Source organism: Streptomyces sp. NPDC058872 (assembly GCF_042743065.1).
Classification (GTDB): domain Bacteria; phylum Actinomycetota; class Actinomycetes; order Streptomycetales; family Streptomycetaceae; genus Streptomyces.
Genome location: NZ_JBHYMK010000046.1, coordinates 40,244 through 65,087 on the forward strand (window position 1 = coordinate 40,244; position 24,844 = coordinate 65,087).

Annotated in this window: 28 protein-coding genes; 12 read left to right on the top strand and 16 right to left on the bottom strand. The window is 72.2% G+C overall.

Annotated features, from left to right (window positions below):
• Positions 1-51 precede the first annotated feature (51 nt).
• Entirely contained in the window at positions 52-939 is an 888-nt protein-coding gene (locus ACFW22_RS25745; protein ID WP_386408805.1) for an alpha/beta fold hydrolase, read from the top strand.
• Here ACFW22_RS25745 and ACFW22_RS25750 read toward each other — a convergent pair.
• Complete coding sequence (locus ACFW22_RS25750) at positions 923-1,756, bottom strand: NYN domain-containing protein (protein WP_386408850.1); 834 nt, start codon at positions 1,754-1,756, stop codon at positions 923-925. The two genes, ACFW22_RS25745 and ACFW22_RS25750, sit on opposite strands and share 17 nt — an antisense overlap.
• A 325-nt stretch (positions 1,757-2,081) precedes the next feature.
• Between ACFW22_RS25750 and ACFW22_RS25755 the strand changes: the two genes are divergently transcribed.
• Entirely contained in the window at positions 2,082-2,234 is a 153-nt protein-coding gene (locus ACFW22_RS25755; protein ID WP_017239951.1) for a hypothetical protein, read from the top strand.
• A 95-nt stretch (positions 2,235-2,329) separates the two neighbouring features.
• Here the strand turns inward: ACFW22_RS25755 and ACFW22_RS25760 are convergent, their stop codons facing one another.
• The 4 genes from ACFW22_RS25760 to ACFW22_RS25775 all read right to left on the bottom strand — a co-directional run bounded on the left by ACFW22_RS25760 (position 2,330) and on the right by ACFW22_RS25775 (position 5,694).
• Positions 2,330-2,935: a MarC family protein gene (locus tag ACFW22_RS25760; RefSeq protein WP_384875010.1), complete on the bottom strand. Its 606-nt coding sequence runs from the start codon at positions 2,933-2,935 to the stop codon at positions 2,330-2,332.
• A 222-nt stretch (positions 2,936-3,157) separates the two neighbouring features.
• Positions 3,158-4,018 carry a PHP domain-containing protein gene (locus ACFW22_RS25765; protein WP_386408808.1) on the bottom strand — a complete coding sequence of 287 codons (861 nt, stop codon included), beginning with the start codon at positions 4,016-4,018 and terminating at the stop codon, positions 3,158-3,160.
• A gap of 193 nt (positions 4,019-4,211) precedes the next feature.
• Positions 4,212-4,850, bottom strand: coding sequence for a DUF6758 family protein (locus tag ACFW22_RS25770; RefSeq protein ID WP_386408810.1), 639 nt, complete (start codon positions 4,848-4,850; stop codon positions 4,212-4,214).
• Between the two features lie 220 nt (positions 4,851-5,070).
• Positions 5,071-5,694, bottom strand: coding sequence for a suppressor of fused domain protein (locus ACFW22_RS25775; RefSeq protein WP_386408812.1), 624 nt, complete (start codon positions 5,692-5,694; stop codon positions 5,071-5,073).
• Between the two features lie 419 nt (positions 5,695-6,113).
• Here ACFW22_RS25775 and ACFW22_RS25780 point away from each other — a divergent pair, with 419 nt between their 5' ends.
• Together ACFW22_RS25780 and ACFW22_RS25785 are read left to right on the top strand one after the other, a co-directional pair.
• Positions 6,114-7,241 carry a magnesium and cobalt transport protein CorA gene (locus ACFW22_RS25780; protein ID WP_386408814.1) on the top strand — a complete coding sequence of 376 codons (1,128 nt, stop codon included), beginning with the start codon at positions 6,114-6,116 and terminating at the stop codon, positions 7,239-7,241.
• 26 nt (positions 7,242-7,267) lie between these two features.
• Positions 7,268-7,777 carry a hypothetical protein gene (locus tag ACFW22_RS25785; protein ID WP_386408816.1) on the top strand — a complete coding sequence of 170 codons (510 nt, stop codon included), beginning with the start codon at positions 7,268-7,270 and terminating at the stop codon, positions 7,775-7,777.
• A 72-nt stretch (positions 7,778-7,849) separates the two neighbouring features.
• Here ACFW22_RS25785 and ACFW22_RS25790 read toward each other — a convergent pair whose 3' ends face one another.
• Positions 7,850-8,608, bottom strand: a complete 759-nt coding sequence (locus ACFW22_RS25790; RefSeq protein WP_386408818.1) for a hypothetical protein — start codon at positions 8,606-8,608, stop codon at positions 7,850-7,852.
• A 279-nt stretch (positions 8,609-8,887) separates the two neighbouring features.
• On the opposite strand from ACFW22_RS25790, the gene ACFW22_RS25795 reads away from it, so the two are divergent.
• The 3 genes from ACFW22_RS25795 to ACFW22_RS25805 are packed head-to-tail and all read left to right on the top strand — an operon-like array spanning position 8,888 to position 11,884.
• On the top strand, positions 8,888-10,159 hold the full coding sequence (locus tag ACFW22_RS25795) for a magnesium transporter MgtE N-terminal domain-containing protein (RefSeq protein ID WP_386408820.1): 1,272 nt from the start codon (positions 8,888-8,890) through the stop codon (positions 10,157-10,159).
• Entirely contained in the window at positions 10,149-10,706 is a 558-nt protein-coding gene (locus ACFW22_RS25800; RefSeq protein WP_386408822.1) for a DUF1003 domain-containing protein, read from the top strand. Before ACFW22_RS25795 ends, ACFW22_RS25800 begins: the two co-directional genes overlap by 11 nt.
• Positions 10,707-10,750: 44 nt before the next feature.
• Entirely contained in the window at positions 10,751-11,884 is a 1,134-nt protein-coding gene (locus ACFW22_RS25805) for an Mrp/NBP35 family ATP-binding protein (RefSeq protein WP_384874985.1), read from the top strand.
• A gap of 86 nt (positions 11,885-11,970) precedes the next feature.
• Here ACFW22_RS25805 and ACFW22_RS25810 read toward each other — a convergent pair whose 3' ends face one another.
• The 5 genes from ACFW22_RS25810 to sigE form a co-directional block, all read right to left on the bottom strand.
• Positions 11,971-12,573 carry a hypothetical protein gene (locus ACFW22_RS25810; protein ID WP_386408825.1) on the bottom strand — a complete coding sequence of 201 codons (603 nt, stop codon included), beginning with the start codon at positions 12,571-12,573 and terminating at the stop codon, positions 11,971-11,973.
• A gap of 75 nt (positions 12,574-12,648) precedes the next feature.
• Complete coding sequence (locus ACFW22_RS25815; protein WP_386408827.1) at positions 12,649-13,101, bottom strand: sec-independent translocase; 453 nt, start codon at positions 13,099-13,101, stop codon at positions 12,649-12,651.
• 91 nt (positions 13,102-13,192) lie between these two features.
• A complete protein-coding gene (locus ACFW22_RS25820) occupies positions 13,193-14,869 on the bottom strand; it encodes a trypsin-like peptidase domain-containing protein (RefSeq protein ID WP_386408829.1) in 1,677 nt (558 codons plus the stop codon).
• A gap of 75 nt (positions 14,870-14,944) precedes the next feature.
• Positions 14,945-15,865 (bottom strand): anti-sigma factor family protein, encoded by a 921-nt coding sequence (locus ACFW22_RS25825; RefSeq protein ID WP_386408831.1) that lies wholly within the window; start codon positions 15,863-15,865, stop codon positions 14,945-14,947.
• A complete protein-coding gene (gene sigE / locus ACFW22_RS25830) occupies positions 15,862-16,620 on the bottom strand; it encodes an RNA polymerase sigma factor SigE (protein ID WP_384874972.1) in 759 nt (252 codons plus the stop codon). The genes ACFW22_RS25825 and sigE overlap by 4 nt, the downstream gene beginning before the upstream one ends.
• A 141-nt stretch (positions 16,621-16,761) precedes the next feature.
• On the opposite strand from sigE, the gene ACFW22_RS25835 reads away from it, so the two are divergent.
• Entirely contained in the window at positions 16,762-17,427 is a 666-nt protein-coding gene (locus ACFW22_RS25835; RefSeq protein ID WP_384874969.1) for an O-methyltransferase, read from the top strand.
• A 127-nt stretch (positions 17,428-17,554) separates the two neighbouring features.
• On the opposite strand, the gene ACFW22_RS25840 is transcribed toward ACFW22_RS25835, so the two are convergent.
• Positions 17,555-17,722, bottom strand: coding sequence for a DUF3117 domain-containing protein (locus ACFW22_RS25840; protein WP_009997451.1), 168 nt, complete (start codon positions 17,720-17,722; stop codon positions 17,555-17,557).
• Between the two features lie 319 nt (positions 17,723-18,041).
• Between ACFW22_RS25840 and ACFW22_RS25845 the strand changes: the two genes are divergently transcribed.
• Entirely contained in the window at positions 18,042-18,845 is an 804-nt protein-coding gene (locus tag ACFW22_RS25845; protein WP_386408834.1) for an enoyl-CoA hydratase/isomerase family protein, read from the top strand.
• Between the two features lie 153 nt (positions 18,846-18,998).
• Here ACFW22_RS25845 and ACFW22_RS25850 read toward each other — a convergent pair whose 3' ends face one another.
• Both ACFW22_RS25850 and ACFW22_RS25855 read right to left on the bottom strand, forming a co-directional pair.
• The gene (locus ACFW22_RS25850) at positions 18,999-19,583 is read right to left on the bottom strand and encodes a DNA-3-methyladenine glycosylase I (RefSeq protein ID WP_386408836.1); all 585 of its coding nucleotides are present in this window, start codon (positions 19,581-19,583) and stop codon (positions 18,999-19,001) included.
• Positions 19,580-19,921: a hypothetical protein gene (locus tag ACFW22_RS25855; RefSeq protein ID WP_386408838.1), complete on the bottom strand. Its 342-nt coding sequence runs from the start codon at positions 19,919-19,921 to the stop codon at positions 19,580-19,582. Before ACFW22_RS25855 ends, ACFW22_RS25850 begins: the two co-directional genes overlap by 4 nt.
• A gap of 103 nt (positions 19,922-20,024) precedes the next feature.
• Here ACFW22_RS25855 and folP point away from each other — a divergent pair, with 103 nt between their 5' ends.
• Positions 20,025-20,885 carry a dihydropteroate synthase gene (folP, locus tag ACFW22_RS25860; protein ID WP_386408840.1) on the top strand — a complete coding sequence of 287 codons (861 nt, stop codon included), beginning with the start codon at positions 20,025-20,027 and terminating at the stop codon, positions 20,883-20,885.
• A 152-nt stretch (positions 20,886-21,037) separates the two neighbouring features.
• Here folP and ACFW22_RS25865 read toward each other — a convergent pair whose 3' ends face one another.
• Both ACFW22_RS25865 and dapE read right to left on the bottom strand, forming a co-directional pair.
• Complete coding sequence (locus tag ACFW22_RS25865; RefSeq protein ID WP_384874955.1) at positions 21,038-21,787, bottom strand: TIGR00730 family Rossman fold protein; 750 nt, start codon at positions 21,785-21,787, stop codon at positions 21,038-21,040.
• A gap of 75 nt (positions 21,788-21,862) precedes the next feature.
• On the bottom strand, positions 21,863-22,966 hold the full coding sequence (gene dapE, locus ACFW22_RS25870; RefSeq protein WP_386408842.1) for a succinyl-diaminopimelate desuccinylase: 1,104 nt from the start codon (positions 22,964-22,966) through the stop codon (positions 21,863-21,865).
• 29 nt (positions 22,967-22,995) lie between these two features.
• Between dapE and ACFW22_RS25875 the strand changes: the two genes are divergently transcribed.
• Together ACFW22_RS25875 and ACFW22_RS25880 are read left to right on the top strand one after the other, a co-directional pair.
• Positions 22,996-23,931: a hypothetical protein gene (locus ACFW22_RS25875; RefSeq protein ID WP_386408844.1), complete on the top strand. Its 936-nt coding sequence runs from the start codon at positions 22,996-22,998 to the stop codon at positions 23,929-23,931.
• A gap of 396 nt (positions 23,932-24,327) precedes the next feature.
• Positions 24,328-24,804 carry an ATP-binding protein gene (locus ACFW22_RS25880; RefSeq protein WP_386408846.1) on the top strand — a complete coding sequence of 159 codons (477 nt, stop codon included), beginning with the start codon at positions 24,328-24,330 and terminating at the stop codon, positions 24,802-24,804.
• Positions 24,805-24,844: the final 40 nt, after the last annotated feature.

The window sequence follows — 24,844 nt, forward strand, 5'->3', positions numbered from 1 at the left end:
TCGCTCCGGGCCCGGGCGGCCGTCCTCCGGGCACGCCGTTACAGTCCAGGTATGAGCAAGCCCCGTTCTCTCGTCCTGCCGCCCCGCACCCGCGCCTGCCGGCTGGAGACCGCGCGTGGCCTCTTCGCCGTGCTCGACGCGGAGCCCTCGGGCGAGCGACGGGGCACCGTCCTGCTGCTGCCCGGGTACACCGGCAGCAAGGAGGACTTCCTCGCCCTGCTCGGTCCGCTGAGCGAGGCCGGGTACCGGGTGGTGGCCGTGGACGGACGCGGTCAGAACGAGACGTACGGGCCGCGGGGCCGGGCCGCGTACCGCCGCAAGGCGCTCGCCCTCGACGCGGTGGCACAGGCGGCGGCCCTCGGGGACGGGCCCGTCCATCTGGTGGGCCACTCGTTCGGCGGTCTGGTGGCACGTGCGGCGGTCGGGATCGCACCGGGCGCCTTCCGCTCGCTCACCCTGCTCTCCTCGGGACCCGGTCGGGTCGCCCGGCCGCAACGGATCCGCCTGCGGGTCCTGCGCGCATCGCTGGCGTTGCTGTCGAAGGAACAGGTCTGGCAGGCAATGTGCTGGCTGGACGATCGGGGCGAGGAGCCGGACGCGCATGACGCCCCCGAGCTCACCGATTTCCTGCGGCGGCGCTGGATGCTGACCCGGATCGCCCAACTCTCAGGCACGGGAAGGCTCTTGTTGAGCCGCGAGGACGGTACGGAGCAGTTGGCCGCGCTGCCGATGCCGCTGCACTTCGCCTACGGCTCGGACGAGATGGTCTGGGCGCCGGCGGAGCTCTCCGTGGCCGCGGCGCGCACCGGCGCCCACCACACGGTCGTGGCGGGTGCCGGTCACTCGCCGAACGTGTCGCATCCCGAGGAACTGACGGTGCGCCTCACCGGCTTCTGGGAGCGGGCGACCGCTCCGGCCCGGGTCAGTACTGCGCCTTGAGGTGCTGCCAGAAGCCGTCGCGCAGCGCGCGCCGGAGCGAGGCGTGGCCGCGCAGGGAACGGCTGAGCAGGCGTTCGGCCTCGACGAGGAGGTCCTGGTCGACCGGTCCGGGGAGGTAGGGCGCGCCCGGTAGCAGTTCGGCGAGCCGGTCCCGGCCGCGTTCGGCGAGCCAGGTGGCCGCGATCTGGGCGCCGACGAAGCGCACTTCCTCGCGGGAGGGCGGCGGTTCCCCCTCGTTCTCGTACGTGGTGACGGGGCGGCGCGTGACGTAGGGACGACAGAAGTCCAGCTCGAAGGTGCGCTGGCTGTCGACCTCCCAGAGGAGCGCTTCGGCCTGGTTGCGTCCCTCGGCGGCCTCGATGCCCCAGAGGTGCACGCGCGCCCCGTAGCCCTGGGCCGCTTCGACGGCCGAGACCAGGTCCTCGTCGCCGCCGACGAGGGCCGCATCGCTGATGGCCCGGTGGCGGGCGAGGGACTCCAGGTCGCTGCGGATGAGGGAGTCGACGCCCTTCTGCTGGTTGTTGGCGTTGAGGTTGCCGAGGCGGACCTTGACGTCGGGCAGTTCGGCGATGGCCTGCTGTTCGGGGGTGTGGATCCGGCGCCGGGCCCCGTCGTACCAGTAGACGCGGAGCAGTCTGCTGTCCGCGAAGATCGTGCGGGCCTTGTCGATGAAGGCTTCGATCAGGCCCTCGGCGTCGAGGTCGAAGGAGCGACGGTCCTCGGTGCCCGCCACCAGCAACCCGGCCGCAGCATGGACGTAACCTGCGTCGACGAAGATGGCGTGGGTGGAGGGGGTCTTGGCCACCTCGGCCAGCATCCGCTGGAGGAGCTCATTGGTGCGCTCCAGGCGGGCGTCGAGCGCGTGGAGCCGTGCATCGACGTCGTCGGTCCGAGTGCCCCCGGTGCCGTCGCCGTTCGTCCGGGCGCCGTTGGTGTCGTTCACCTGAGTGGTGTCTGCGTCGTTCATACGCGGCTCATTGTCCGCTGCGACGGGGTCGGCCGCCACACCCACCTACCAGTCAGTAGTTAGGCATCCAAAAAATTTCCTTAGCGTAAGGAATGTTTGCAGGGTGCATCTCGTTGAACCCGTACGTAACGCAGTTCTCCATCTGGAGGATCAACTCAGACGAAGGGAGAAGCCCGTGCGCTTCGAAATCCTGCGACTCGACGACATCGACGGCACGCCCGTCGACCGGACCGTCGTGGACGCCTCCTCCGTCAACCGGATCGTGCAGCAGGCCGCCGCGATCGGCCAGCGCATCTGGATCCGCCCCGCCGAGACCTCGGCCTCGTAACGCGCCGGTTCCACACCACGCACCGCGCCCCCGCACGGACTTCGCAGAAGCGGAATCCGTACGGGGGCGCAGTGGCGTCCGGGGTACGCGGCCCCTCAGGAACCCTGGATCACCTGGGTGATGCCGTTGATGATCTGCTGCACGGCAATGGCGGAGAGCATCATGCCGGCGAGCCGGGTCACCAGGACGACACCGCCGTCCTTGATGACGCGGATGATCACGAGCGAGTACCGCATGGTCAGCCAGAGCACGACGTGCATGGCGGCGATGGCGGTCCAGACGGAGACCTGCGAGGCCACGCCGTCGGCGTTCTGCACGGCGAGGATGACGGAGACGATGGCGCCGGGCCCGGCGAGCAGGGGCATGCCGAGCGGCACCAGCGCGACGTTGACGTCCTTGGTCTGCTTGGGCTCGTCGGTCTTCCCGGTGAGCAGGTCCAGCGCGATGAGCAGCAGCAGCAGACCGCCGGCGATCATCAGCGCGGGGACGGAGACGTGCAGGTAGTCGAGGATCTGCTGCCCCAGGAGACCGAAGACGGTGATGACCCCGAAGGCGACGGTGACGGCCTGCCAGGCCATCCGGCGCTGGACCTTGACCGGGCGGCCGGAGGTGAGGGCGAGGAAGATCGGGGTGATCCCGGGCGGATCCATGATCACGAAGAGGGTCAGAAACAGCGAGCCGAAGACGGCGACGTCGAACACGGTGGGGTTGCCTTGCGCGAGAGGTGGAACGGTGGGGTGTGTCCCCGCAGGCCGGAATGAGAGATTCCGGAACCAGGGCAGGGAAGGGGACGCCGGGGCACGACAGCGGGCCGTGCGGGCGGGGTGGGGCGGGGCGAGCGCGCCCCTCAAGGGGCGACGGCCGGGCAGCGGCTGCCGGCCGCCGTCACGGGGAGGAGGCGGCGGAGAAGAGCCCCGAAGGGGTCAGCGGACTCCCCCGGCACCCGGCACGGGAAAGGCCCCTGCCGCGCGACGGGTGATCTCGCCGTAGATCTCGGGGTCGGTGGTGTACTCACCGAGGCGGCAGGTCTTGCGGCTGCCGTGGTAGTCGCTGGAGCCCGTGCCCAGCAGGCCGAGCTCCTTCGCCAGCCCGCGCAGCCTGGCCCGGGTCGGCTCGTCGTGGTCCATGTGGTCGACCTCGATGCCGTCGAGTCCGGCCTCGGCGAGCCTGGCTATCGACGCCTCCGGCAGCACCTGGCCGCGCTTCACCGCGAGCGGGTGGGCGAAGACGGTGACCCCGCCGGCGGCCTTGACGAGGCGGATCGCGTCGACCGGGTCCCACTCGTGCTTCTCGACGTAGGCGCGACCGCCGTCGGCGAGCCAGTCGGGTGTGAAGGCCGCGGACACGTCCGGGACCACACCGAGCTCGACGAGCGCTTCGGCGACGTGCGGGCGCCCCACGGAACCGTCGCCGGCGATCCGGGCGACCTGCTCCCAGGTGACGGGGACACCCAGCTCCCGGAGCTTGTCGACCATCCCCCGGGCGCGCGGCACCCGGTCGTCGCGCACCAGCTCGCGCTCGGCGAGGAGCGCGGGCTCCTCCGGGTCGAAGAGGTACGCGAGCATGTGCAGCCCGATGCCGTCCATCCGACACGACAGCTCGGCGCCGGTGACGAGGGTCAGTCCCTCGGGCAGTGCGGCGATCGCCTCGGCGTGGCCGCGCGTGGTGTCGTGGTCGGTGAGCGCGACGACGTCGAGTCCGGCCGCAGCGGCGTTCCTGACCAGCTCGGCCGGGGAATCGGTGCCGTCGGAGGCCGTGGAGTGGGTGTGCAGGTCGATGCGCACGACGCGGTACTCCAGGGACTCGGCACGGACGAGGGACGCTCCAGCATAACGGGCGAATCGAACGCTCCCGTACGGATCGCCACCGGCAGGACGCCCCCGGGACCGGTCGGCGACGGTGCGGGCCGGGGCGGGCGGCGAAGGCCCCCGTCCGTCCGGGGGACGGGGCGAACCGGGAGGGGCTCCGCGCCACGGACTAGTGCAACAGCCTCGGGGTGAGCGCGCCGTAGGGCAGCAGCTCGACCTCTGCGCCGGCGTCCCGGAGGTCCGTCAGGACCAACTCGTCGTACATCAGGAGGCCGGACTGCTCGGGCCAGACGATCGCCCACAGCCACAGGCCGCGCGCCTCGCCCGCGAAGACCGCTCGGTCCTGCGGGGCACCGGTCACGTGCCAGAGCGGGGTGGGCCGCCCGGCGGCGAGCACCTTGGCCTGCGGCGGCTTGTCGATGGCCATGCAGGAACCGGGATCCAGGCCGTCGATGCCGGCGTACCGGGCGCCGAGCCCCACGCCGAGCTCCTCGGCGACCAGGAGCAGCTCGCCGATCCCGCCGAGCGGCCCGGGCCCGGAGCAGGCGACGGCAGTCGCGCGCCCGCCGCTGCGGTCGTCACCGGCGTACGCGACGCCCGTGAAGAGCCAACCGACGGGCAGGGGCCACGGCATCCAGACCGGGACGTGGGACCTGTGCACCACGACCCCGAGGCCCTCGACGCTGGGCGGGATCACGGGCTGGAGCGGGTGCACCGAGCCGTGCACGTCACACTGCCAGGAGTCGGCGAAGAGACCGGGCGCCCTGACCCGGCCACCGCACTTCGGACAACTGGGTTCGCCCCTCATAGGGCTCAACGGTCCTAGCTCTTCCGCCCCGCGTCAAGGACGACCACAGACGATCACCCGTCCGGCGGGAGTCGTTCACCCCCCGTAGACGCATGTGCTCCCACGGGCGGTTGCGCACGCCTCGGCGGGGCGCCGACCCGTCGAGGCGCAGGGCCGGGCACCGGGCGGAGGAACGGGCCGCGGGAGCGGCCGGCCGGGGCCCGCCCGGTCCCGGTGGCCCTCAGTCCAGCTCCACGGACCGGCGGAGCGGATCGCGCAGGTCCGTTCCCCGGGCCAGCCAGCGCTCCTCCAGGGCCTGCGCCCCGTGGACCCGCTTCCAGGCGGCCTCGTTCGGGGTCATCGGAAGCAGCGGCAGGAAGCGGACGGGGTCCATCCCTCCACTCCCGTGCGCCGCGGAACCGTCCCGGGCCGGCCCCTCGTTCAGGTCCAGGTCCTCCACCAGACCGCCCGACTCGGCGACGAGCACCGAGCGGAAGGGGGCGCCGGGCCAGAGCGGGTCTCCGACGTCGAGCGAGGCCCCCGGGGCCACGACCACGCCCTCGACCTGCGGGGTGGCGGCCAGGACCGCGAGCGGGCGCAGCACCTTGTCGGTGTCGGCGAGCCCGCGCCGAACGGTGAGGACGAGTTCGGCGCGCGGCCCCTTCACCGGGTCGGCGAGCGCGGAGGTCGGATCGGCCATCGGCTGTGCCGACATCCCGAGGGTCGCGTACCGCACGAGGTCGCCGTCGACGAAGCGGAGCACCTCGATGCGCTCCGTACCGAGGAACGTCACGGCGGCGCGCGCGTCCGGTTCGCCGAGGGCCGTACGGAGCCGGGCTTCAACCAGTGCAAGAACTTCTCCCATGCGGGGAGCATAGATCGCGTATGGAACGGGCAAAGTAAGGGATTGACCCTCTGTCGGCTGATAGTGTTGGAGACTGGTCGGGATACCCGACTGCTCGTCACACGTCATCCCCGACAGGGGACCGGCCGGAGGAGGTGGGACTGCGATGGACCGAAGTCGATCGGGCAGTACCAGCCGCTCTTCCGCCGCTCCGCGCTCCCACTCGGTGCGCTCCCCCCGGTGACGTCCGGGTCCGGCACGGACCCGCATCTCCGGCAGCTCGCACGACGGAAGAGCACCTCGCCTTCCCCTGTTTGTAGCGCCGCCGTCACCGCGCCCCTCTTCCGGTGCCGCCCGCTTTGTGGACGAGATGCTTCCCCGTCCCCATTCCGGGCTGCGCCACGCTCCGCGCCGACGGCCGATCCGTGAGGAGCACGCCCATGTCGATGATCCGCGACCTGACCGCTGCCGTCCGCCCGAGCCTGCGGCACACCCTGCGCAAGACCCCGACCACGTACACCGCGTACGACCCCACCCGTGACCACTCGGCGTCCAGCGCCGTGGTCGACTGCGCCGTCTACCGCGACGGGCGCCGGATCGACGACCGGGCCTGCCTGACGCCGCGCGGCGCGATGGAGCAGGTGCGGGAGGGCGGAGGGTTCGCCTGGATCGGCCTGCACGAGCCGACCGAAGCCGAATTCGCCGGCATCGCAGCCGAGTTCGGGCTGCACCCGCTCGCCGTGGAGGACGCCGTCCACGCCCACCAGCGGCCCAAGCTGGAGCGGTACGACGACACCCTCTTCACCGTCTTCAAGACCATCCACTACGTCGAGCACGCCGCACTCACCGCGACCAGCGAGGTGGTCGAGAGCGGCGAGGTGATGGTCTTCACCGGTCCCGACTTCGTCATCACCGTCCGGCACGGCGGCCAGGGCTCCCTCCGCAACCTCCGCCACCGCCTCCAGGGCGAGCCGGAGCTCCTCGCCAAGGGCCCCTCGGCCGTGCTGCACTCCATCGCCGACCACGTCGTCGACGGATACATCGCGGTCGCCGACGCCGTCGAGCTCGACATCGACCAACTGGAGATCGACGTCTTCTCGCCGGCCACGAAGGGCTCCACCCGCGGCACGGAAACCGGCCGGATCTACCAGCTCAAGCGCGAAGTCCTGGAGTTCAAGCGGGCGGTCACCCCGCTGCTCCGGCCGATGCAGCTGCTCAGCGAGCGGCCGATGCGGCTCGTCGACCCCGACATCCAGAAGTACTTCCGGGACGTCGCCGACCACCTCGCCCGCGTCCAGGAGCAGGTCGTCGCCTTCGACGAGCTGCTCAACTCGATCCTCCAGGCCAATCTGGCCCAGGCGACCGTCGCGCAGAACGAGGACATGCGCAAGATCACTTCCTGGGCGGCGATCGTCGCCGTGCCCACGGCGGTCTGCGGCGTCTACGGCATGAACTTCGACCACATGCCCGAGCTGCACTGGAGGTACGGCTACCCGATGGTGCTCACCGGCATCATCGCCGTCTGCTTCACCATCCACCGCACCCTCAAGCGCAACGGCTGGCTGTAGGAAACCCTCCCGATAAGCTGCGCGGCATGACAGAAGAGCTGCTCGGGTCCGCCCTCGTCGAGGAGGCCACCAAGAAGTCCGGCCTCGTGTGGGTGCGCGGCACCGGCCCGGCCCGTGCGCTCTGGCACGTCTGGCACGACGGGGCCGCGCACCTCGTCGGTGACGGCCCCGGGGAGCAGCCGCTGCCGGGGCTGGTCGACGGGGGCACGGCCGAGGTGACCGTCCGCAGCAAGGACAAGGGCGGCCGGATCGTCGCCTGGACGGCGACCGTGCGCGAACTCGCCCCGGGCACGGAGGAATGGGACGCGGCCGTCGCCGAGTTGAAGGGCAAGCGGCTCAACGCACCCGACGGCGAGGCCGTGCCGGAGCGCTGGGCGCGCGAATGCCGGGTGGTGCGGCTCGACCCCCGGTCCTCCCGTACGGACTTCCCCGACGGTTCGCTGGCCGCGGTGCCGCTGCCGACCGGCGCGAACACCCGCCGCCCGGTACCGGCCGCGCTGCCCCGGCTGCTGTTCAAGCGGCGGCGCGGGAACTAGCTCCGCACCGGGCGGGGTCCGCGCCCGCCCCTTCGCGGGGGAGCGGCGATCGGCCGCGGCGCGCGCCGCACATCAGGTCTTGGGCAACTGCTTGCCGTAGTCCAGGGTCTCTTCCTTCGGCGGGGCGGAGAGCGGGAAGTCCTTGTTCCACTCGGAGAGGACCACGACGCCCGCTCCCCCGCCCCGCGCGAACCTCAGCGGATACGGTTCTCCTTCCAGTGCGACGTCGAGCGCACCGCCCTCGCCGTCGGCCCCGCCGCTGACCCGGATGGTGCGCACCCCGCCGATCTGGGTGCGATCGCCCTTGCTCTTCTCCCCGTGCAGGCCGATCAGCCCGTCGAGGAGCGGCCCCATCTCGGTGAAACCGCGCAGCTGCTTGTACGAGGGGTCGCCCTGGGGCACCTTCACGTACTTGTCGTCGAGGGTGTCGGCCGCCTCGGAACCCGCCTCCGACGGCCCCTCGCCGTCCTCCTCCTCATGGGCCCAGAACCCCGCGTCGGCCTTCAGGTAGAGCGCGTCACCGACCCGCAGCAGCTCGAAGGTGCCGTTCTTGGTCGTCACCGAGCCGGTGGCGCCTTCCTGGTTGAGGCGCATGTTCAGCTTGAAGGTGCCGCCCTTGCTGACGAGGGTGCCGGACAGTCGCACCGCCTTGGCGCCGTCCGCCGCGGTCTGCGCCTTCTGCTCGATCTCGGGCGCGGAGAGCCGCCCCACTCCGTTCGTCCCCTCGTCCGGGTCGGCGGCGCAGGCCGTGAGTCCCACCGTCAGTCCGGCGCTGAGCACCAGGGGCATGAGGGCCCTGCGGATACGCGATGACGGGGTACGAACGGTCATATGCGCTGCCTCTCGTGTCGTGGGGGGGGGAGGTACGGGGGGCACGGCCCGTACGGATGCCGGAGGAGGCGGACCACGGGCGGAAGGGCCGGGTCCGGACCCGGTGGGGCGGCAGACCGCAGCGTACCCGGGCGGGACCGGGGCCCTGCAGGCAGCCGTACGGAGTCACTACCAGAGCGGGGTGGAACGTCACGGGCTAGCCTGAAGCGGGCAAAGTCCTGCAATCGGCGGTAAAGCTCTATGACGGCCCGCACCGCGGGCACCGAGGAGGCGCGTGGCATGGCGGCAGGCGCCCCCCGGATCTTCGTCTCCCACCTCGCCGGCGTGCCCGTCTTCGACCCCGTCGGCGACCAGGTCGGCCGCGTCAGCGACCTCGTGGCCATGCTCCGCGTCGGCCGCCGGCCCCCGCGCCTGCTCGGCATGGTCGTGGAGGTGCTGAGCCGGCGCCGGGTCTTCGTCCCCATGACCCGCATCACCGGGGTCGCCTCCGGTCAGGTCATCACCACGGGCGTCGTCAACATGCGGCGCTTCGAGCGTCGCCCCACCGAGCGGCTCGTCCTCGGCGAGCTCCTTGACCGGCGGGTGACGCTGGTCGAGACGGGCGAGGAGGTCACGGTCCTCGACGTGGCCATCCAGCAGCTGCCCGCCCGACGCGACTGGGAGATCGACAAGGTCTTCGTCCGCCGGGGCAAGGGCGGGGCCCTGCGCCGCAAGGGCGAGACCCTGACGGTCGAGTGGTCGGCGGTCACGGGCTTCTCCCTGGAGGAGCACGGGCAGGGCGCCGAGAACCTGCTGGCCACCTTCGAGAAGCTGCGCCCCGCCGACCTCGCCAATGCCCTGCACCACCTGTCGCCCAAGCGGCGCGTCGAAGTCGCCGCCGCCCTGGACGACGACCGGCTCGCCGACGTCCTGGAAGAGCTGCCGGAGGACGACCAGATCGAGATCCTCGGCAAGCTGAAGGAAGAACGTGCCGCCGACGTCCTGGAGGCGATGGACCCGGACGACGCGGCCGACCTGCTGTCCGAACTGCCCGAGGAGGACAAGGAGCGGCTGCTCACCCTGATGCAACCGGACGAGGCCGCCGACGTCCGTCGGCTCATGGCCTACGAGGAGCGCACGGCGGGCGGCCTGATGACGACCGAGCCGATCGTGCTGCGGCCCGACGCCACCGTCGCCGATGCGCTCGCCCGGGTCCGGCAGCAGGACCTGTCGCCGGCGCTGGCGGCGCAGGTGTACGTGTGCCGGCCCCCTGACGAGACGCCGACCGGCAAGTACCTGGGCACGGTGCACTTCCAGCGGCTGCTGCGCGACCCCCCGTTCACCCTGGTCAGCTCGCTGGTGGACAGCGATCTGTCGCCCCTCGGCCCGGACACCCCGCTGCCCGCCGTCACCAGCTACCTCGCCGCGTACAACATGGTCGCCGCGCCCGTGGTCGACGAGAGCGGTTCGCTGCTCGGTGCGGTCACCGTCGACGACGTCCTCGACCACCTGCTGCCGGACGACTGGCGGGAGACCGAGTTCCACGAGGAGGGGGCCGGGCATGGCGGCTGAGCGTGACCGGGAGCGCGAACGGGAGCGGTCCGTGCCCCGCATCCGGCTGGACCTGCCGCGCGAGCGGCGGTCCCGGCTGCTGCCGGAGTACGACCCCGAGGCCTTCGGCCGGCTCTCGGAGCGGATCGCCCGCTTCCTGGGCACGGGCCGGTTCCTGGTCTGGATGACCCTGACGATCGTCGTCTGGGTGCTGTGGAACGTCTTCGCCCCGGGTTCCTTGAAGTTCGACGAGTACCCGTTCATCTTCCTGACGCTCGCCCTGTCGCTCCAGGCCTCGTACGCGGCGCCGCTGATCCTGCTCGCCCAGAACCGGCAGGACGACCGGGACCGGGTCAACCTCGAACAGGACCGGAAGCAGAACGAGCGGTCGATCGCGGACACCGAATACCTGACCCGGGAGATCGCCGCGCTGCGGATGGGCCTCGGCGAGGTCGCGACCCGCGACTGGATCCGCTCGGAGTTCCAGGACCTGATCAGGGAATTGGAGGAGCGCCGGGATCTATTCCCGTCCGGCGACGACCGCGGAAGTGACGTACCCGACCGTTGACGGCCCTTTCACCGGCCCGTGGTCGTCGCCGTACCATCGTCGGTATGGCTACGGAAGACGCGGTGCTTGAAGCACTGGCGACGGTGAACGACCCTGAGATCAACAAGCCGATCACTGAGCTCGGCATGGTCAAGTCGGTGGAGATCGAACCGGACGGGAAGGTCGCCGTCACGGTCTACCTGACGGTCTCCGGTTGTCCGATGCGCGACACCATCACGCAGCGCGTGACCGAGGCCGTCTCCCGGGTCGAGGGCGTCACCGGTGTCGACGTCTCGCTGGACGTGATGAGCGACGAGCAGCGCAAGGAGCTGGCGGCGGCGCTGCGCGGCACGGGCGCCGAGCGCGAGGTGCCGTTCGCGAAGCCCGGATCGCTGACCCGGGTGTACGCGGTGGCCTCCGGCAAGGGCGGCGTCGGCAAGTCCTCCGTGACCGTGAACCTGGCCGCGGCGATGGCCGCCGACGGCTTGAAGGTCGGCGTCGTCGACGCCGACATCTACGGCCACAGCGTGCCCCGGATGTTGGGCGCGGAAGGCCGTCCGACCCAGGTCGAGAACATGATCATGCCGCCGTCGGCGAACGGCGTGAAGGTCATCTCCATCGGCATGTTCACCCCGGGCAACGCCCCGGTGGTGTGGCGCGGCCCGATGCTGCACCGCGCGCTCCAGCAGTTCCTGGCGGACGTGTACTGGGGGGACCTGGACGTCCTCCTGCTCGACCTGCCCCCGGGCACCGGCGACATCGCGATCTCGGTCGCCCAGCTCGTCCCGAACGCGGAGATCCTGGTCGTCACCACTCCCCAGCAGGCCGCGGCCGAGGTCGCCGAGCGGGCCGGCTCGATCGCCGTCCAGACCCACCAGAAGATCGTCGGCGTCGTCGAGAACATGGCGGGCCTGCCGTGCCCGCACTGCGACGAGATGGTCGACGTGTTCGGCACCGGCGGTGGGCAGAAGGTCGCGGACGGCCTCACCCAGACCACGGGCGCGACCGTCCCGGTCCTCGGCTCGATCCCGATCGACGTACGGCTCCGCGAGGGGGGCGACGACGGCAAGCCGGTCGTCCTCTCCGACCCCGACTCCCCGGCGGGTGCGGCCCTCCGTGCCATCGCCGGCAAGCTCGGCGGTCGCCAGCGCGGCCTCTCGGGCATGAGCCTGGGCATCACTCCGCGCAACAAGTTCTGAGCGCGGCGGGCGTCCGCCCGCGCAACACGCAGCGCGCAACACGGAGGGGCACCCCGATCCGGGGTGCCCCTCCGGTGCGTTTGCCGTCAGGCGTACGCGCCCAAGTCCTTCACCTGCGAGAACGCCAGTCCGTAGGCGCTCATCCCCCGCCCGTACGCCCCGATGTGGACGTCCCCGGCGGACCCCGCCAGCACCCAACCGAACTCGGTCTCGCGGTAGTGGAACGGCACCGGGGCCCCGTCGACCGGAAGCGAGAGCGTGGACCAGGCCGGTCCGTCGAGGTCGTCGGCGAGCTCGAAGGCGGTCTCCGTCTGCTGGTCCAGCCAGTGGTCCCGCAGCGCGTGGTCGAGCGAGGCGGGCCAGGTGTGGGCGAGGAGCCCGGAGCCGGCCAGCCAGGCCGCGGAGGAGACGGTGGTGGCCTCCAGGACGCCCGTGCCGTCACCGGTGCGGCGAACGGGGTTCGCGGCGACCGTCACGACGACGGCGAAGCGCTCCTTCTCCGCAGCGCCGGCCTCGGACTTTATCGAGGGCTCGTCGCCGTGCCCCATCGAGCCGTGCTGGACCGTGCCGTCCGCCGCCGTGCCGATCTGCATCAGTCGGCGGGGGCCGGTGAACGCCTCGTCGAGCCCGTACCAGGCGAAGGGCGCGCGCAGAAAGCCATCGGCTTCCACCCGACTCGTCGTCTTCATCTCGGCCAGCCTCCTCGTTACGTCAACAGAGGGAGGATAGCCACCGAGAGGCTACGGGGTGGTGACAGGGCGTCGTCAGGTGGCGTCGGAGTCGTACGGCGGACGCTCACCGGCGTCCGGCTTGTCCTGCTTCTTGAGGAGGTCCGGGGAGCCGTTGACCGTCGCGGGCGCAGGGGCGGGGACGGGCGCGGGGACGGGGTCCCGGCCGTTCACGGCGTCGGCGACCTCGTTCATCTCCTTCTTGAGGTCGAAGGTGCCGCGCAGCTCCTTCAACTCCTTGAGGTCCTCGTTGTTGTCCAACTGCTTGCGGAGGAACGTCTTGGGGTTGAGGTCCTCGAACTCGAAGTCCTTGAAGTCGGGCCCCAGCTCGCTGCGGATGTCCTGCTTCGCACTGTCGGAGAACTCGCGCACCTTCCGGATGAAGCGCGCGACGTCCTGGATCACCTTCGGGAGCTTGTCCGGCCCGAAGACGAGCACGGCGAGGACCACGAGCGTCACCAGTTCGAGTGCGCCTATGTCGCTGAACACCTAGTAGCTCCTTCACGCCGGTCCAGGGCCCGGTCCACGGTACCCGTCGAAACCATCGGACGGGTACCTTGCGGTGACCGCCACGTGGCGCTCACGTGCCCTGCGAGGAACCGAGCGTCAAGGTCTTTGTCAGCTCTTTGCCGTTCCGGGTCAGGGTGAGCTCCAGTTGGTCGCCGGGGCGGTGCGCCCGGATCTTCACGATCAACTCCTCGCCGTTGTGCACCCGCTGGCCGTCGACCTTGGTGATGACGTCTCCCGGCCGGAGCCCGGCCTTGGCGGCCGGGCCGCCGGCGGTGACGGAGGCCGAGCCGCCGGCGCCCTTCTCCCCGACCCGCGCGCCGTCGCCGTTGAACTGCATGTCGAGGCTCACACCGATGACGGGGTGGGTGGCCTTGCCGGTGTTGATGAGCTCCTCGGCCACGCGCTTGCCCTGGTTGATCGGTATGGCGAAGCCGAGGCCGATGGAACCGGGCTGGCTCGCGCCGCCCTCCCCGCCCTCACCCGCGCCGCCGGCGGCGCGGATCGCACTGTTGATGCCGATGACCTGGGCCTTGGAGTCGAGCAGGGGGCCGCCGGAGTTGCCGGGGTTGATGGGGGCGTCGGTCTGGAGCGCATCGACGTAGCTGATGTCGCTGCCGTCGCCCTTCTCCCCACCGGCCGTGATCGGGCGCTCCTTGGCGCTGATGATCCCGGAGGTGACGGTGTTGGACAGGTCGAAGGGGGCGCCGATGGCGACGACGGGATCGCCGACCCGGACGTTCTCGGAATTGCCCAGCGGCAGCGGCTTGAGGCCCGAGACGCCGGTGACCTGGACGACGGCGAGGTCGTACCCCGTGTCCTTGCCGATGAGCTTGGCGCGGGCCGTCTCGCCACTGGAGAAGGTCACCGAAATGTCCTTGGAGGACGTGGCCCCGTCGACCACGTGGTTGTTGGTGAGGATGTGGCCCTGGGTGTCCAGCACGAAGCCGGTCCCGGTGCCGGAGGAACCGTTGCCCCGCACGTGCAGGGTGACGACGCCGGGGAGGGCGCTGGCGGCGATGCCCGCGACGCTGTCGGGGGCCCGGTCCGTGCTCCCGGCTTCGGCCTGCGGCAGCTCGACGGTGGTGAGCCCGCCGTTCCGCTCGACATAGGCGCCGACACCACCGCCGATGACTCCGGTGATCAGGGCGAAGACGAGCGCGCCCGCGATCGCGAGGCCCTTCCGGGACTTCGCCGGGGGCAGCGGGGCACCGCCGGCCCCGTGGGTGCTCCAGGGGTCGTACTGCACCCAGGGCGTGGCTCCGGCCTGGGAATGGGCGTGCGGGGGTGCCTGCGGCGGCACGGGGGCGGCCGGATGCTGCACGGGGGGTGCGGGCGCCCACGGCCCCGGCTCGCCGTAGGGCGGCGTGCGGTACTCGTCGGGTGCGTGCAGGGGCTGCGGCGCGGACCGCACGTGCGGCGCGGGAGCCGCCGAGGGCGACTCGGCCACCAGCGGGCCGGTGGCCTCCGCGGGAACGGAGGTCCCGGTGGATGCGTCCTGGGCGGGCACGCCTGCGGACTCGAGCACGCCTGCGGACTCGGGCGCGGACTTCGTCAGCTCGACGACCGGAGCAGGCGCCTCCGCCCCCGCCCCCCGGTCCTCCGGCCCCCCTCCCGGGACGACCGGCTCGGACGACGGCTGGGGCGCGGGCAGCGGGAAGTCACCGTCGCCGTCCGGCGGCGTCGGTATCCGCGCCGCCTCCGGAGTGCTCGACGGCCGACTCCACCAGTTCGGCTTCCCGTTGCTCATGTTCTCCCCGCAGCCCGCTGACCCGTCCGCGCCCCTGGGTCGGGCGCCCTGCCCTGGATTCAACCAGGTCGCGGGTCAGTGGTGGGAGCCGAGCGGTCCGGTCGTCGGACTCGCCATCGGGCTGGGCCCGGGGGCGAAGGTCAGGGGGAGGACCGGGTCCGTCGGGCGCATGAACGGCGAGAGGGCGAAGAACGACTGCGGCGCGCGCCCTTCGAGGCGCGCGGCCACCAGGGGCATGGTGAGGGAACGCGTCGTCTCCGCCGGAACCGCGCCCTGGCGGGTGTCCGGGACCGGACCGAGCGGAACCTCCCCGGGGGTCGCCGCCGCGAGCGGCTCGGCGCCGTAGACGGACTGGGAGCCCGAGCGCTCGCCGAAGCGCGTACTGCGGCCGGCCCCCGTGCTCGTGCCCGTGCCGCCGGTCGTGGTGGCGCGCAGCGGGGTGACGGCGTTGCCGCTGCCCTGGCCGGCGCGCCCGCTCGCGGTCACGGAGGCGTCCAGGGGCAGGGTGCCGCCGAGGGCGATCGCCGCGAAGGAGACGGCGCTGGCCGCCGCGAAGGCGAAGCGGCGCCCCCTCCCGGGGGTCCCGCGGTCGCCCACCTCGTGTATGCGGAAGCCGACCCGGGCGGTGCCGGGGCCGGGGGTGCCCGGGCGGGGGGTGACGACGGCGGCGGTGGCGAAGCCGTCGGCCTTCAACCCGCTCGCGTCGAGGAGCTCTTCCAAGGGACCCCGGGGGCCGCCCGGCTCCCCCGGGCCCCCGGGGAGGCCCTGGAGGCGGGCGAGGAAGCCCTCCGAGGGGGGCGGTGGCGCGGTGGAGGCGAAGACGCTCTTCAGGGAGCGCTGCGCATCGGCCTCGGCCTTGCAGCGGGCGCAGGTAGCGAGGTGGGAGAGGACCCGCTCGCGGGCGTCGTGACCGAGTTCGCCGTCGACGAGCGCGGCCAGCCGGTCCCCGAGGTGGTGCTCCGCGGGGGTCGGTGTCGTGGGACGTGTGCCGCTCACGCTGTCCCTGCCTCCCATCCGACGGAGGCCAGGGCGCGCTCCGCCCTTGCCTCGGGCGAGCGGTGCTTGAGGGCCTTGCGGAGGTGGGAGCGACCGCGGTGGATGCGGCTGCGGACCGTGCCGAGCTTCACTCCGAGGGTCGCGGCGATCTCCTCGTACGACAGCCCCTCGATGTCACAGAGGACGACCGCCGCGCGGAACTCGGGCGCGAGGGTGTCCAGGGCCTGCTGCACATCGGCGTCGAAGTGGGTGTCGTTGAACGCCTGCTGCGGCGAGGGCTCGCGGCTGGGGAGCCGCTCGGCCGCGTCGTCGGCGAGCGCGTCGAAACGGATGCGCTGCTTGCGGCGGACCATGTCGAGGAAGAGGTTGGTGGTGATGCGGTGCAGCCAGCCCTCGAAGGTGCCCGGGGTGTACGTCGACAGCGAGCGGAAGACGCGGACGAAGACCTCTTGGGTCAGGTCCTCCGCGTCGTGCTGGTTTCCGGTGAGGCGGTAGGCGAGCCGGTAGACCCGGCCGCTGTGTGCGCTGACGATCTCCTCCCAGGTGGGAGGGGTCCACGCCTGCGATTCCGCATCCGATGCGAAGGTCGCGGTGGTGGGAGCGGAGTCGGTGGTGCGGAAGCGGTCAGCGGTGTTGGTCACGGATTTCGGCTCACCCGCCGACCTGAGAAGACGCCGAAGCACTCCTCCCCGATCCACAGGCGCAGCCGCACCTCCCCTGTCGGCTCTGGTGGTGTCCAGTGGAGCCCCTACCATAGCCACCCCGCCCGTTAGCTCCGGATAAGAATCTTTACGCGAATTTGGGGACGGCTCGCCCGGCTGCCGGGGACCGTCTCCTCCCTTAGTGAACGCCCGGTCCCATCTGCGGGTTCCCGCTGACAGCGGATACAGTCACCGTTGCGTCAACTACGGGAACAGGAGAGGGCCATTACCGCCAACCGGCAGACGGGCTGGTCGTTCGCCGACGCCTATGTCGCCGAGGACGAAGCTCTGCGCTGGGCCCGGGAGCGGGCCCGGGAGGCAGGGCTGCCCTCGGTGTCTCCGGGCACCGGCGGGGCGCTGCGCCTGCTCGCCGCGACGGCGGACGCCAAGGCGGTGGCGGAGATCGGGACCGGCACCGGCGTGTCGGGCATCTACCTGTTGCTCGGCATGCGGCCGGACGGCGTCCTGACGACGGTGGACCTCCAGCCGGAGCGGCAGCAGCTCGCCAAGACGGCCTTCCGGGCGGCGGGCTTCGCGGGGAACCGGGCGCGCTTCATCCCCGGCCGCGCACTGGACGTGCTGCCCCGCCTCGCGGACGGCGGGTACGACCTCGTGTTCTGCGACGGTGACCGGCTCGAGTACCTGGACTACCTCGCTGAATCGTTGCGCCTGCTGCGACCGGGCGGTCTCGTCTGTTTCGAAGGGGTCTTCGCGGACGGCCGCACCATCGACGCGGGGGCCCAGCCGGCGGAGGTCCAGCGGGTCCGCGAGGTGCTGCGCGCGGTGCGGGAGAGCCAGGAGTTGATCCCCTCCCTCCTGCCGGTGGGCGACGGCCTGCTCTGTGCGGTGCGCCGGGGCTGACCGTGCCGCGGCGGGCGTCCCTGCGCGCCCCCGCCCGGCCCGTCCCTCGGCGCCCGGTCCGAAGACGCCGCTGCCCCGGGACGGCGGACCGTACCGGGGCAGCGGCGGGAAATCGTGGAGAAGAGGGTCAGCCGACGACCTTCTTGAGGGCGTCACCCAGCGCCTCGGCCTCGTCCGGGGTCAGCTCGACGACAAGCCGACCGCCGCCTTCGAGCGGAACGCGCATGACGATGCCCCGCCCCTCCTTGGTCACCTCGAGCGGGCCGTCACCCGTCCGCGGCTTCATGGCCGCCATGCTCGTTCCCCTTCCTGAAACCAGCTCATCATCGGCCGGGCAGCTCCATGGTGTGGAGCACGCGTCACCGGCTTCGAACACATTGCTTCCAGGTCATTATCCCGCATGGCAGGACCCGATGACCAACATCGAATGGCATCGCTTGCGCAACGCGCTCCCGCAAAACCCCATATTTCGGCGATCCGGCTGCCATACTTCGCCGCTCGACGTCTCCACGATCCCCCCTCGGGCCGACTCATTGACGCACCTCACATGGGCGGTGCGGGTGATCTCCGCCATGCTGGGCTGGTCAACCACGCAATGAGGCGAAGGGATCCCGATGGCCGACACGGTGCTGTACGAGGTGAGCGACGGGCTCGCCACCATCACGCTCAACCGGCCCGAGGCGATGAACGCCATGAACGTGGCCGCGAAGGTCGCCCTCCGGGAGGCCGCGGAGACGGCCGCGGCGGACCCCGCCGTCCGGGCGGTGCTCCTCACGGCCGCGGGTGACCGGGCGTTCTGCGTCGGCCAGGACCTGAAGGAGCACATCGGACTGCTCGCGGCGGACCAGGAGGCCGGGACCCACGAGACCATGAACACGGTCCGTGACCACTACAACCCGATCGTGCGGGCGCTCACCGGCATGCGGAAGCCGGTCGTCGCGGGCGTGAACGGCGTCGCCGCCGGTGCCGGTTTCGGCTTCGCGCTCGCGGCGGACTACCGGGTCGTCGCGGACACGGCCTCCTTCAACACCGCCTTCGCGGGCGTGGCGCTCACCGCCGACTCGGGGATGTCCTGGACGCTCCCCCGGCTGATCGGCGCGAGCCGCGCCTCCGACCTGCTGCTCTTCCCCCGTTCCCTCAGCGCGCAGGAGGCCCACGAGCTCGGCATCGCGAACCGCCTGGTGCCCGCCGCCGAGCTCGCTGCCGAGGCCGAGAAGGTGGCCCGTGCCCTCGCGGCGGGTCCGACCGTGGCGTACGCGGCGCTGAAGGAGTCCCTCGCCTACGGCGCGGACCACTCCCTGACCGAGGCCCTGGGCAAGGAGGAGGAGCTCCAGGCGGTGGCCGGCGCTTCGGAGGACCACACCCGCGCGGTCCGCGCCTTCGTCGCCAAGGAGAAGCCCACGTACCTGGGTCGCTGACCGGGGCCGAAGCCCCGGGAGCACGGCCGGCGGGCGGGTCCGGGGGATCCGCCCGCCCACCCGGAGACGCCTCCGGGGCACCCCGCCCGGACGACGGCGTGGGGCCTCACCCGGGGGTTCACCGGGGCCGTGGGCCCGGCAGGTGCCGCGGGACTACCGCCCGCGGCGGGCCACGCAGTCCGCGAGGTGGTCGTCGACCAGCCCGCAGGCCTGCATCAGGGCGTAGGCCGTGGTGGGGCCGATGAAGCGGAGGCCGCGCTTCTTGAGGGCCTTCGACAGGGCCGTCGACGCATCGGTGATCGCCGGGACCTCGGCGAGCACGCGGGGAGCGGGCCGGACCGCTGGGTCGGGGGCGTACGACCAGATCAGGGCGTCGAGCTCGCCCGGCGACCAGTCGGCCAGCAGCTTCGCGTTGGCCAGGGTGGCGTCGACCTTGGCACGGTTGCGGATGATGCCCTCGTCGGCGAGGAGCCGCTCCCGGTCCGCCGGGCCGAAGGCCGCGACCGAGGCGATCTCGAAACCGGCGAAGGCGCGCCGGAAGCCCTCGCGACGGCGGAGGATCGTGATCCACGACAGGCCCGACTGGAAGGCCTCCAGGCAGAGCCGCTCGAACAGTGCGTCGTCGCCGTGGACGGGACGGCCCCACTCCTCGTCGTGATAGACGACGTAGTCCTCGGTCGACAGGCCCCAGGGGCACCGCAGCCGCCCGTCGGGCCCGGGGATCGCCTCGCCCGTCACTTCTCTCCGCCTTCCTCGCCGGCAGCCCCGGCGTCACCGGCGGAGGAGGCGCCCGCGAGCGCCTCCTCCAGATCCGCGATCCGGGCGTCCCGCTCGGCGAGCTCGGCGCCGAGGCGGACGAGGACGTCGTCCACGTCGACCATGCGGTAGCCACGGGCGGCGACCGGCAGGCGCAGCGCCTCGACGTCGGCGCGGTCCACCGGACGGGCCGTCGGAAGGGGGTCGACCAGCTGCTCGGGCGCCACCTCGGGCAGCACCTCGCCGTCACCGCCGCCGACCACGGCGAGGGTCACCGCGGCCACGACCACCACCATCGTGATGAGCAGAAACCAGAACACCTGCGCGCCTCTCCCCGGAGTGGAAAACGTCCCGTGCCGATCGTGCCATGCGCCACTGACGGTTAGGGTCACAGGCGAACGGACGCGAGGGAGGACAAAAGGGATGCTGCGCTTGGGACGGCGTGAATTCGGGCCGCACGAGCCGGTGATCATGGCGATCGTGAACCGAACCCCGGACTCCTTCTACGACCAGGGGGCGACCTTCCGGGACGAGCCGGCGCTCGCCCGGGTCGAGCAGGCCGTGGCGGAGGGGGCGGCGATCATCGACATCGGCGGAGTGAAGGCCGGCCCCGGGGAGGAGGTGACGGCCGAGGAGGAGGCGCGCCGGACGGTCGGCTTCGTCGCCGAGGTCCGCAGGCGCCATCCCGATGTCGTGATCAGCGTCGACACCTGGCGGGCGGACGTCGGCGAGGCGGTCTGCGAGGCCGGCGCGGACGTCCTGAACGACGCCTGGGGCGGGGTCGATCCGCGACTCGCCGAGGTCGCCGCGAAGTACGGCGCGGGGCTCGTCTGCACGCACGCCGGTGGTGCGGAGCCGAGGACGCGACCGCACCGGGTGGAGTACGAGGACGTGATGGCCGACATCCTGCGCGTGACCGTGGGGCTCGCGGAGCGGGCCGCGACCCTCGGTGTCCGGCGGGACGGGATCATGATCGACCCCGGTCATGACTTCGGGAAGAACACCCGGCACAGCCTGGAGGCGACGCGACGGCTCGGCGAGATGGCGGAGACCGGCTGGCCGGTGTTGGTGTCCCTGTCGAACAAGGACTTCGTCGGAGAGACGCTGGACCGACCGGTGAAGGAGCGGGTCCTCGGGACCCTGGCCACGACGGCGGTGTCGGCCTGGCTCGGCGCACGGGTGTACCGGGTGCACGAGGTGGCCGAGACCCGACAGGTCCTGGACATGGTGGCGTCCATCGCCGGGCACCGTCCGCCCGCGGTCGCACGGCGCGGGCTGGCCTAGGGCGTGTTGCGGCCCGGTGGCCGGTCGCGCCGGCCGCCCCTCCCCCGGGCCGCACCCCGGGGTCCGCGGAACGCGTGCCCGCGACCGGCCGGCCCGGACCGGCCCCGGGCACACGGCCCTCCGGGCGGACGGAGCCGCTCTCGCAGCACGTCCTAGCGGGCGACCTCCTTCGTCACCAGGGCCACCGCCTCCTCCACGTCGTCCGTGACGTGGAAGAGGAGCAGGTCGCGCTCCGCGGCCTTGCCGCCCGCGACGACCGAGTCGCGGAGCCAGTCGACCAGGCCCTTCCAGTACTCCGAACCGAAGAGCACGATCGGGAAGCGGGTGACCTTGCGGGTCTGGACCAGGGTGAGCGCCTCGAAGAGCTCGTCGAGGGTGCCGAGCCCGCCGGGCAGGACGACGAACCCCTGCGCGTACTTCACGAACATCGTCTTGCGGACGAAGAAGTAGCGGAAGTTCACGCCGATGTCGACGTGCGGGTTGAGCCCCTGCTCGAAGGGGAGCTCGATGCCGAGGCCCACCGAGATCCCCTTGGCCTGCCTGGCCCCCTTGTTGGCCGCCTCCATGGCACCGGGGCCGCCGCCCGTGATGACCGCGAAGCCGGCCTCGACGAGCGCCCGCCCGAGCCGTACGCCCGCCTCGTACTCCGGCGAGTCGGGCTTCGTGCGGGCCGAACCGAAGACGCTGATCGCGCTCGGCAGTTCGGCCAGGGCGCCGAAGCCCTCGACGAACTCGGACTGGATGCGCATGACCCGCCAGGGGTCGGTGTGCACCCATTCCGAGTCGCCCTCGGTGTCGAGCAGCCGCTGGTCCGTGGTGCCCGGCTGGACCTGCTCCCTGCGCCGCAGCACCGGCCCGAGCCGCTGCTCCTCCGGCTTGGTCTCTCCTTCGGGCATGCCCATGGCCTGCTCCCTCCGTCGATCCGACGATCTTCTGGTTGGGTCAGCGTAGGACCAGAGAGGTGACGAAATCCGAAATTACGGGAGACGGGCGGTCAGCCAGTCGCGGAGCCGGGCCTCGCAGTGGTGGATCTTGTCGACGTGGACGCGCTCGTCGCGCTTGTGCGCGTACAGCGGGTCACCGGGGCCGTAGTTGACGGCGGGCACCCCGAGGGCGCTGAAGCGGGAGACGTCGGTCCAGCCGAACTTGGGCTGTGCACTGCCGCCGACGGCCTTCATGAAGGCCTGGGCCGCCGGGTGGGAGAGGCCGGGCAGGGCGCCGGGGCTCTCGTCGTCGACGACGAGCTCGGCGATGCCGCAGCCGTCGAAGAAGTCGCGGACGTACGCCAGGGCCTCGGCCGGGGAGCGGTCGGGGGCGTACCGGTAGTTGACGGTGACGGTGCAGGCGTCGGGGATGACGTTGGTGGCGACGCCCCCCTCGATCCCCACGGCGCTGAGGCCCTCGTGGTACTGGAGGCCGTCGATGACCGGCTTGCGCGGCTCGTACGCGGCGAGGCGTTCGAGGATCGGGGCGGCGGCGTGGATGGCGTTGGAGCCCATCCAGGCGCGCGCGGAGTGGGCGCGCTCGCCGGCGGTGTGCAGGATGACCCGCAGGGTGCCCTGGCAGCCGCCCTCCACCTGTCCGTCGGAGGGTTCGAGGAGGACGGCGAAATCGCCGTCCAGCCACTCGGGGTGGGCGGCGGCGACCTTGCCGAGGCCGTTGAGGTCGGCGGCGACCTCCTCGTTGTCGTAGAAGACGAAGGTGAGGTCCCGGTTGGGCTCCGGGACGGTGGCGGCGATCCGCAGCTGGACGGCGACGCCGGACTTCATGTCCGAGGTGCCGCAGCCCCACAGGACGCCGTCCCCGTCGAGCCGGGAGGGCACGTTGTCGGCGATCGGCACGGTGTCGATGTGGCCGGCGAGCACCACCCGTTCCTCGCGGCCGAGCTGCGTCCGGGCGACGATGTTGTTGCCGTACCGGTCGACGGTGAGGTGCGGCAGCAGGCGCAGGGCGCGCTCGATCGCGTCGGCGAGCGGCTGCTCCGTCCCGCTGACGGAGGGGAAGTCGACGAGGGCGGCGGTGAGCGCGGCCCCGTCCAGGGCGAGGTCGAGGGTGCCGTCGAGCCGGGTGATGTCTGCCATGTGCCGACCCTAACGCGGCCTCCAGTACGGTGGGCCCCGTGTCCGAGCCCACCCGCACCCGCCGTCGCGGTCGCCGCGCCCGTCCCGCGGCTGCCCTCGCCGTGCTCTTCGGCATCGCCGCCTACGTGGCCGTCCACCAGGTGACGGGAAGCACGGGCACGCCCCGCTGCAGCGTGGGCACCGGGGACAACCGGTACGAGTTCACCACGGAGCAGGCCTCCAACGCCGCGACGATCTCCGCGGTGGGCACCACCCGGGGGCTGCCGGAACGGGCCGTGACGATCGCCCTCGCCACGGCGCTGCAGGAGTCCGGGCTGCGGAACATCGAGCACGGCGACCGGGACTCGCTCGGCCTCTTCCAGCAACGCCCCTCGCAGGGGTGGGGGACGCCGGAGCAGATCATGGACCCGCTGTACGCGTCGAGGAAGTTCTACGAGGGCCTGGAGAAGGTGCCGGGGTACTCGCGGCTGCCGCTGACGGTGGCGGCGCAGAAGGTGCAGCGGAGCGGCTTCCCGCAGGCGTACGCGAAGCACGAGCCGGACGCCACGCTGCTCTCGGCCGCGCTGACCGGTCGTTCGCCGGCGGCCCTGAGGTGTACGGCGGGCAAGGCGGACGGACGGCCGGGCGATCCCGCGCGGGTGCGCGAGGAGCTGGTGCGGGCGTTCGGCGAGAAGGCCGCCCCGAAGACGGTGACGGGCGGTCCGAGCGCGGGCCGTTCGGCCACCGAGCCCCCCGTGCTCCTGGTGCCGGTGGAGCCGGGAAGCCCGGCGGGGGGCGGCGCGGACGAGCGGCGCGGCTGGGAGTTGGCCCAGTGGGCGGTGGCCCGGTCGGAGGTGCTGCGCATCGCGGAGGTCTCGTACGGGGACCTGGTGTGGCGCGCGGGCGAGGCGAACGGCGACTGGTCGAAGGCGCCGAGCGCGGCAGCCGCGACCGGCGGGGCCGTCCGCATCCGACTCGCCCGCTAGCCACCGGAGCCGATCGCGCCGTCGCCCGGCCATGGGGGCGGGGGAACCCCGCCCGGGCACCGCCCGGACCCCGCCTGCCCGGCGGTCGCCCGCTGCCGGGCATCCGTACGGCCCTTCACCCGACCGTGGCACGGTCCCGTGTGCGACGGAAGGAAATTCGGCGGCCTTCTCCCCTCCTTCCCCGACTGGCGCTCCCACCCCTCATTTCCCTTGCACCCCATGGGAAGTGACGGTTCATCAAGCACCTTCACAATGACGCGTTCGTCCGTTTTCCTCCCCACCCGACAATACGACGCATTGCCAACTCTTTACCTTTGGTCGCCGCAACCTCTCCTGCCCCGGGGCCGGTTGTCAGTGCGTCCGAACGCACACGTCGCACCTCGTCGAAGGAGCACCATGTCCCTCCCCCTGACCCGCCGGATCGCCCGCGCCGCCCTCCTCCTCGCGGCCGGAGCAGCCCCCGTGGTCGGTGCGGCCGGCTCCGCGAGCGCCCTCGACCACGGCCTCGCCCCCACCGGCGCCCTCGGCGCCGTCACCGCCCTGGACTCCGCCGGTGCGGGCACCGCCGTCGACGGCGCCTCGCAAGCCGCCACCGGCGTCGTCGGCGAGACCGGCAGCAAGGCCGTCGGCACCGCCGTACCGGCCGCCGGGAAGACCGTCGGTGCGGCCGGGAAGACCGCCACCCCGGCCGCCCAGAAGGTGGCCGGAGACACCACGGGCAGCGCGGGCGAAGTCGTCGGCAAGACCGCGGGCGCCGCCACCGAGAGCGCCGAGGGCCCCACCGGCGGAGCCCTGGGCGGTGGCCTCGGCGGCCTGCCGACCGGCCAGGCCCTGGGGTCCACGCCGCTGGGCGGCCTGCCCCTCGGCGGCTGACCCCTTCGGGAACGGGTGAGGGCCCGGGAAGCGTCGGACG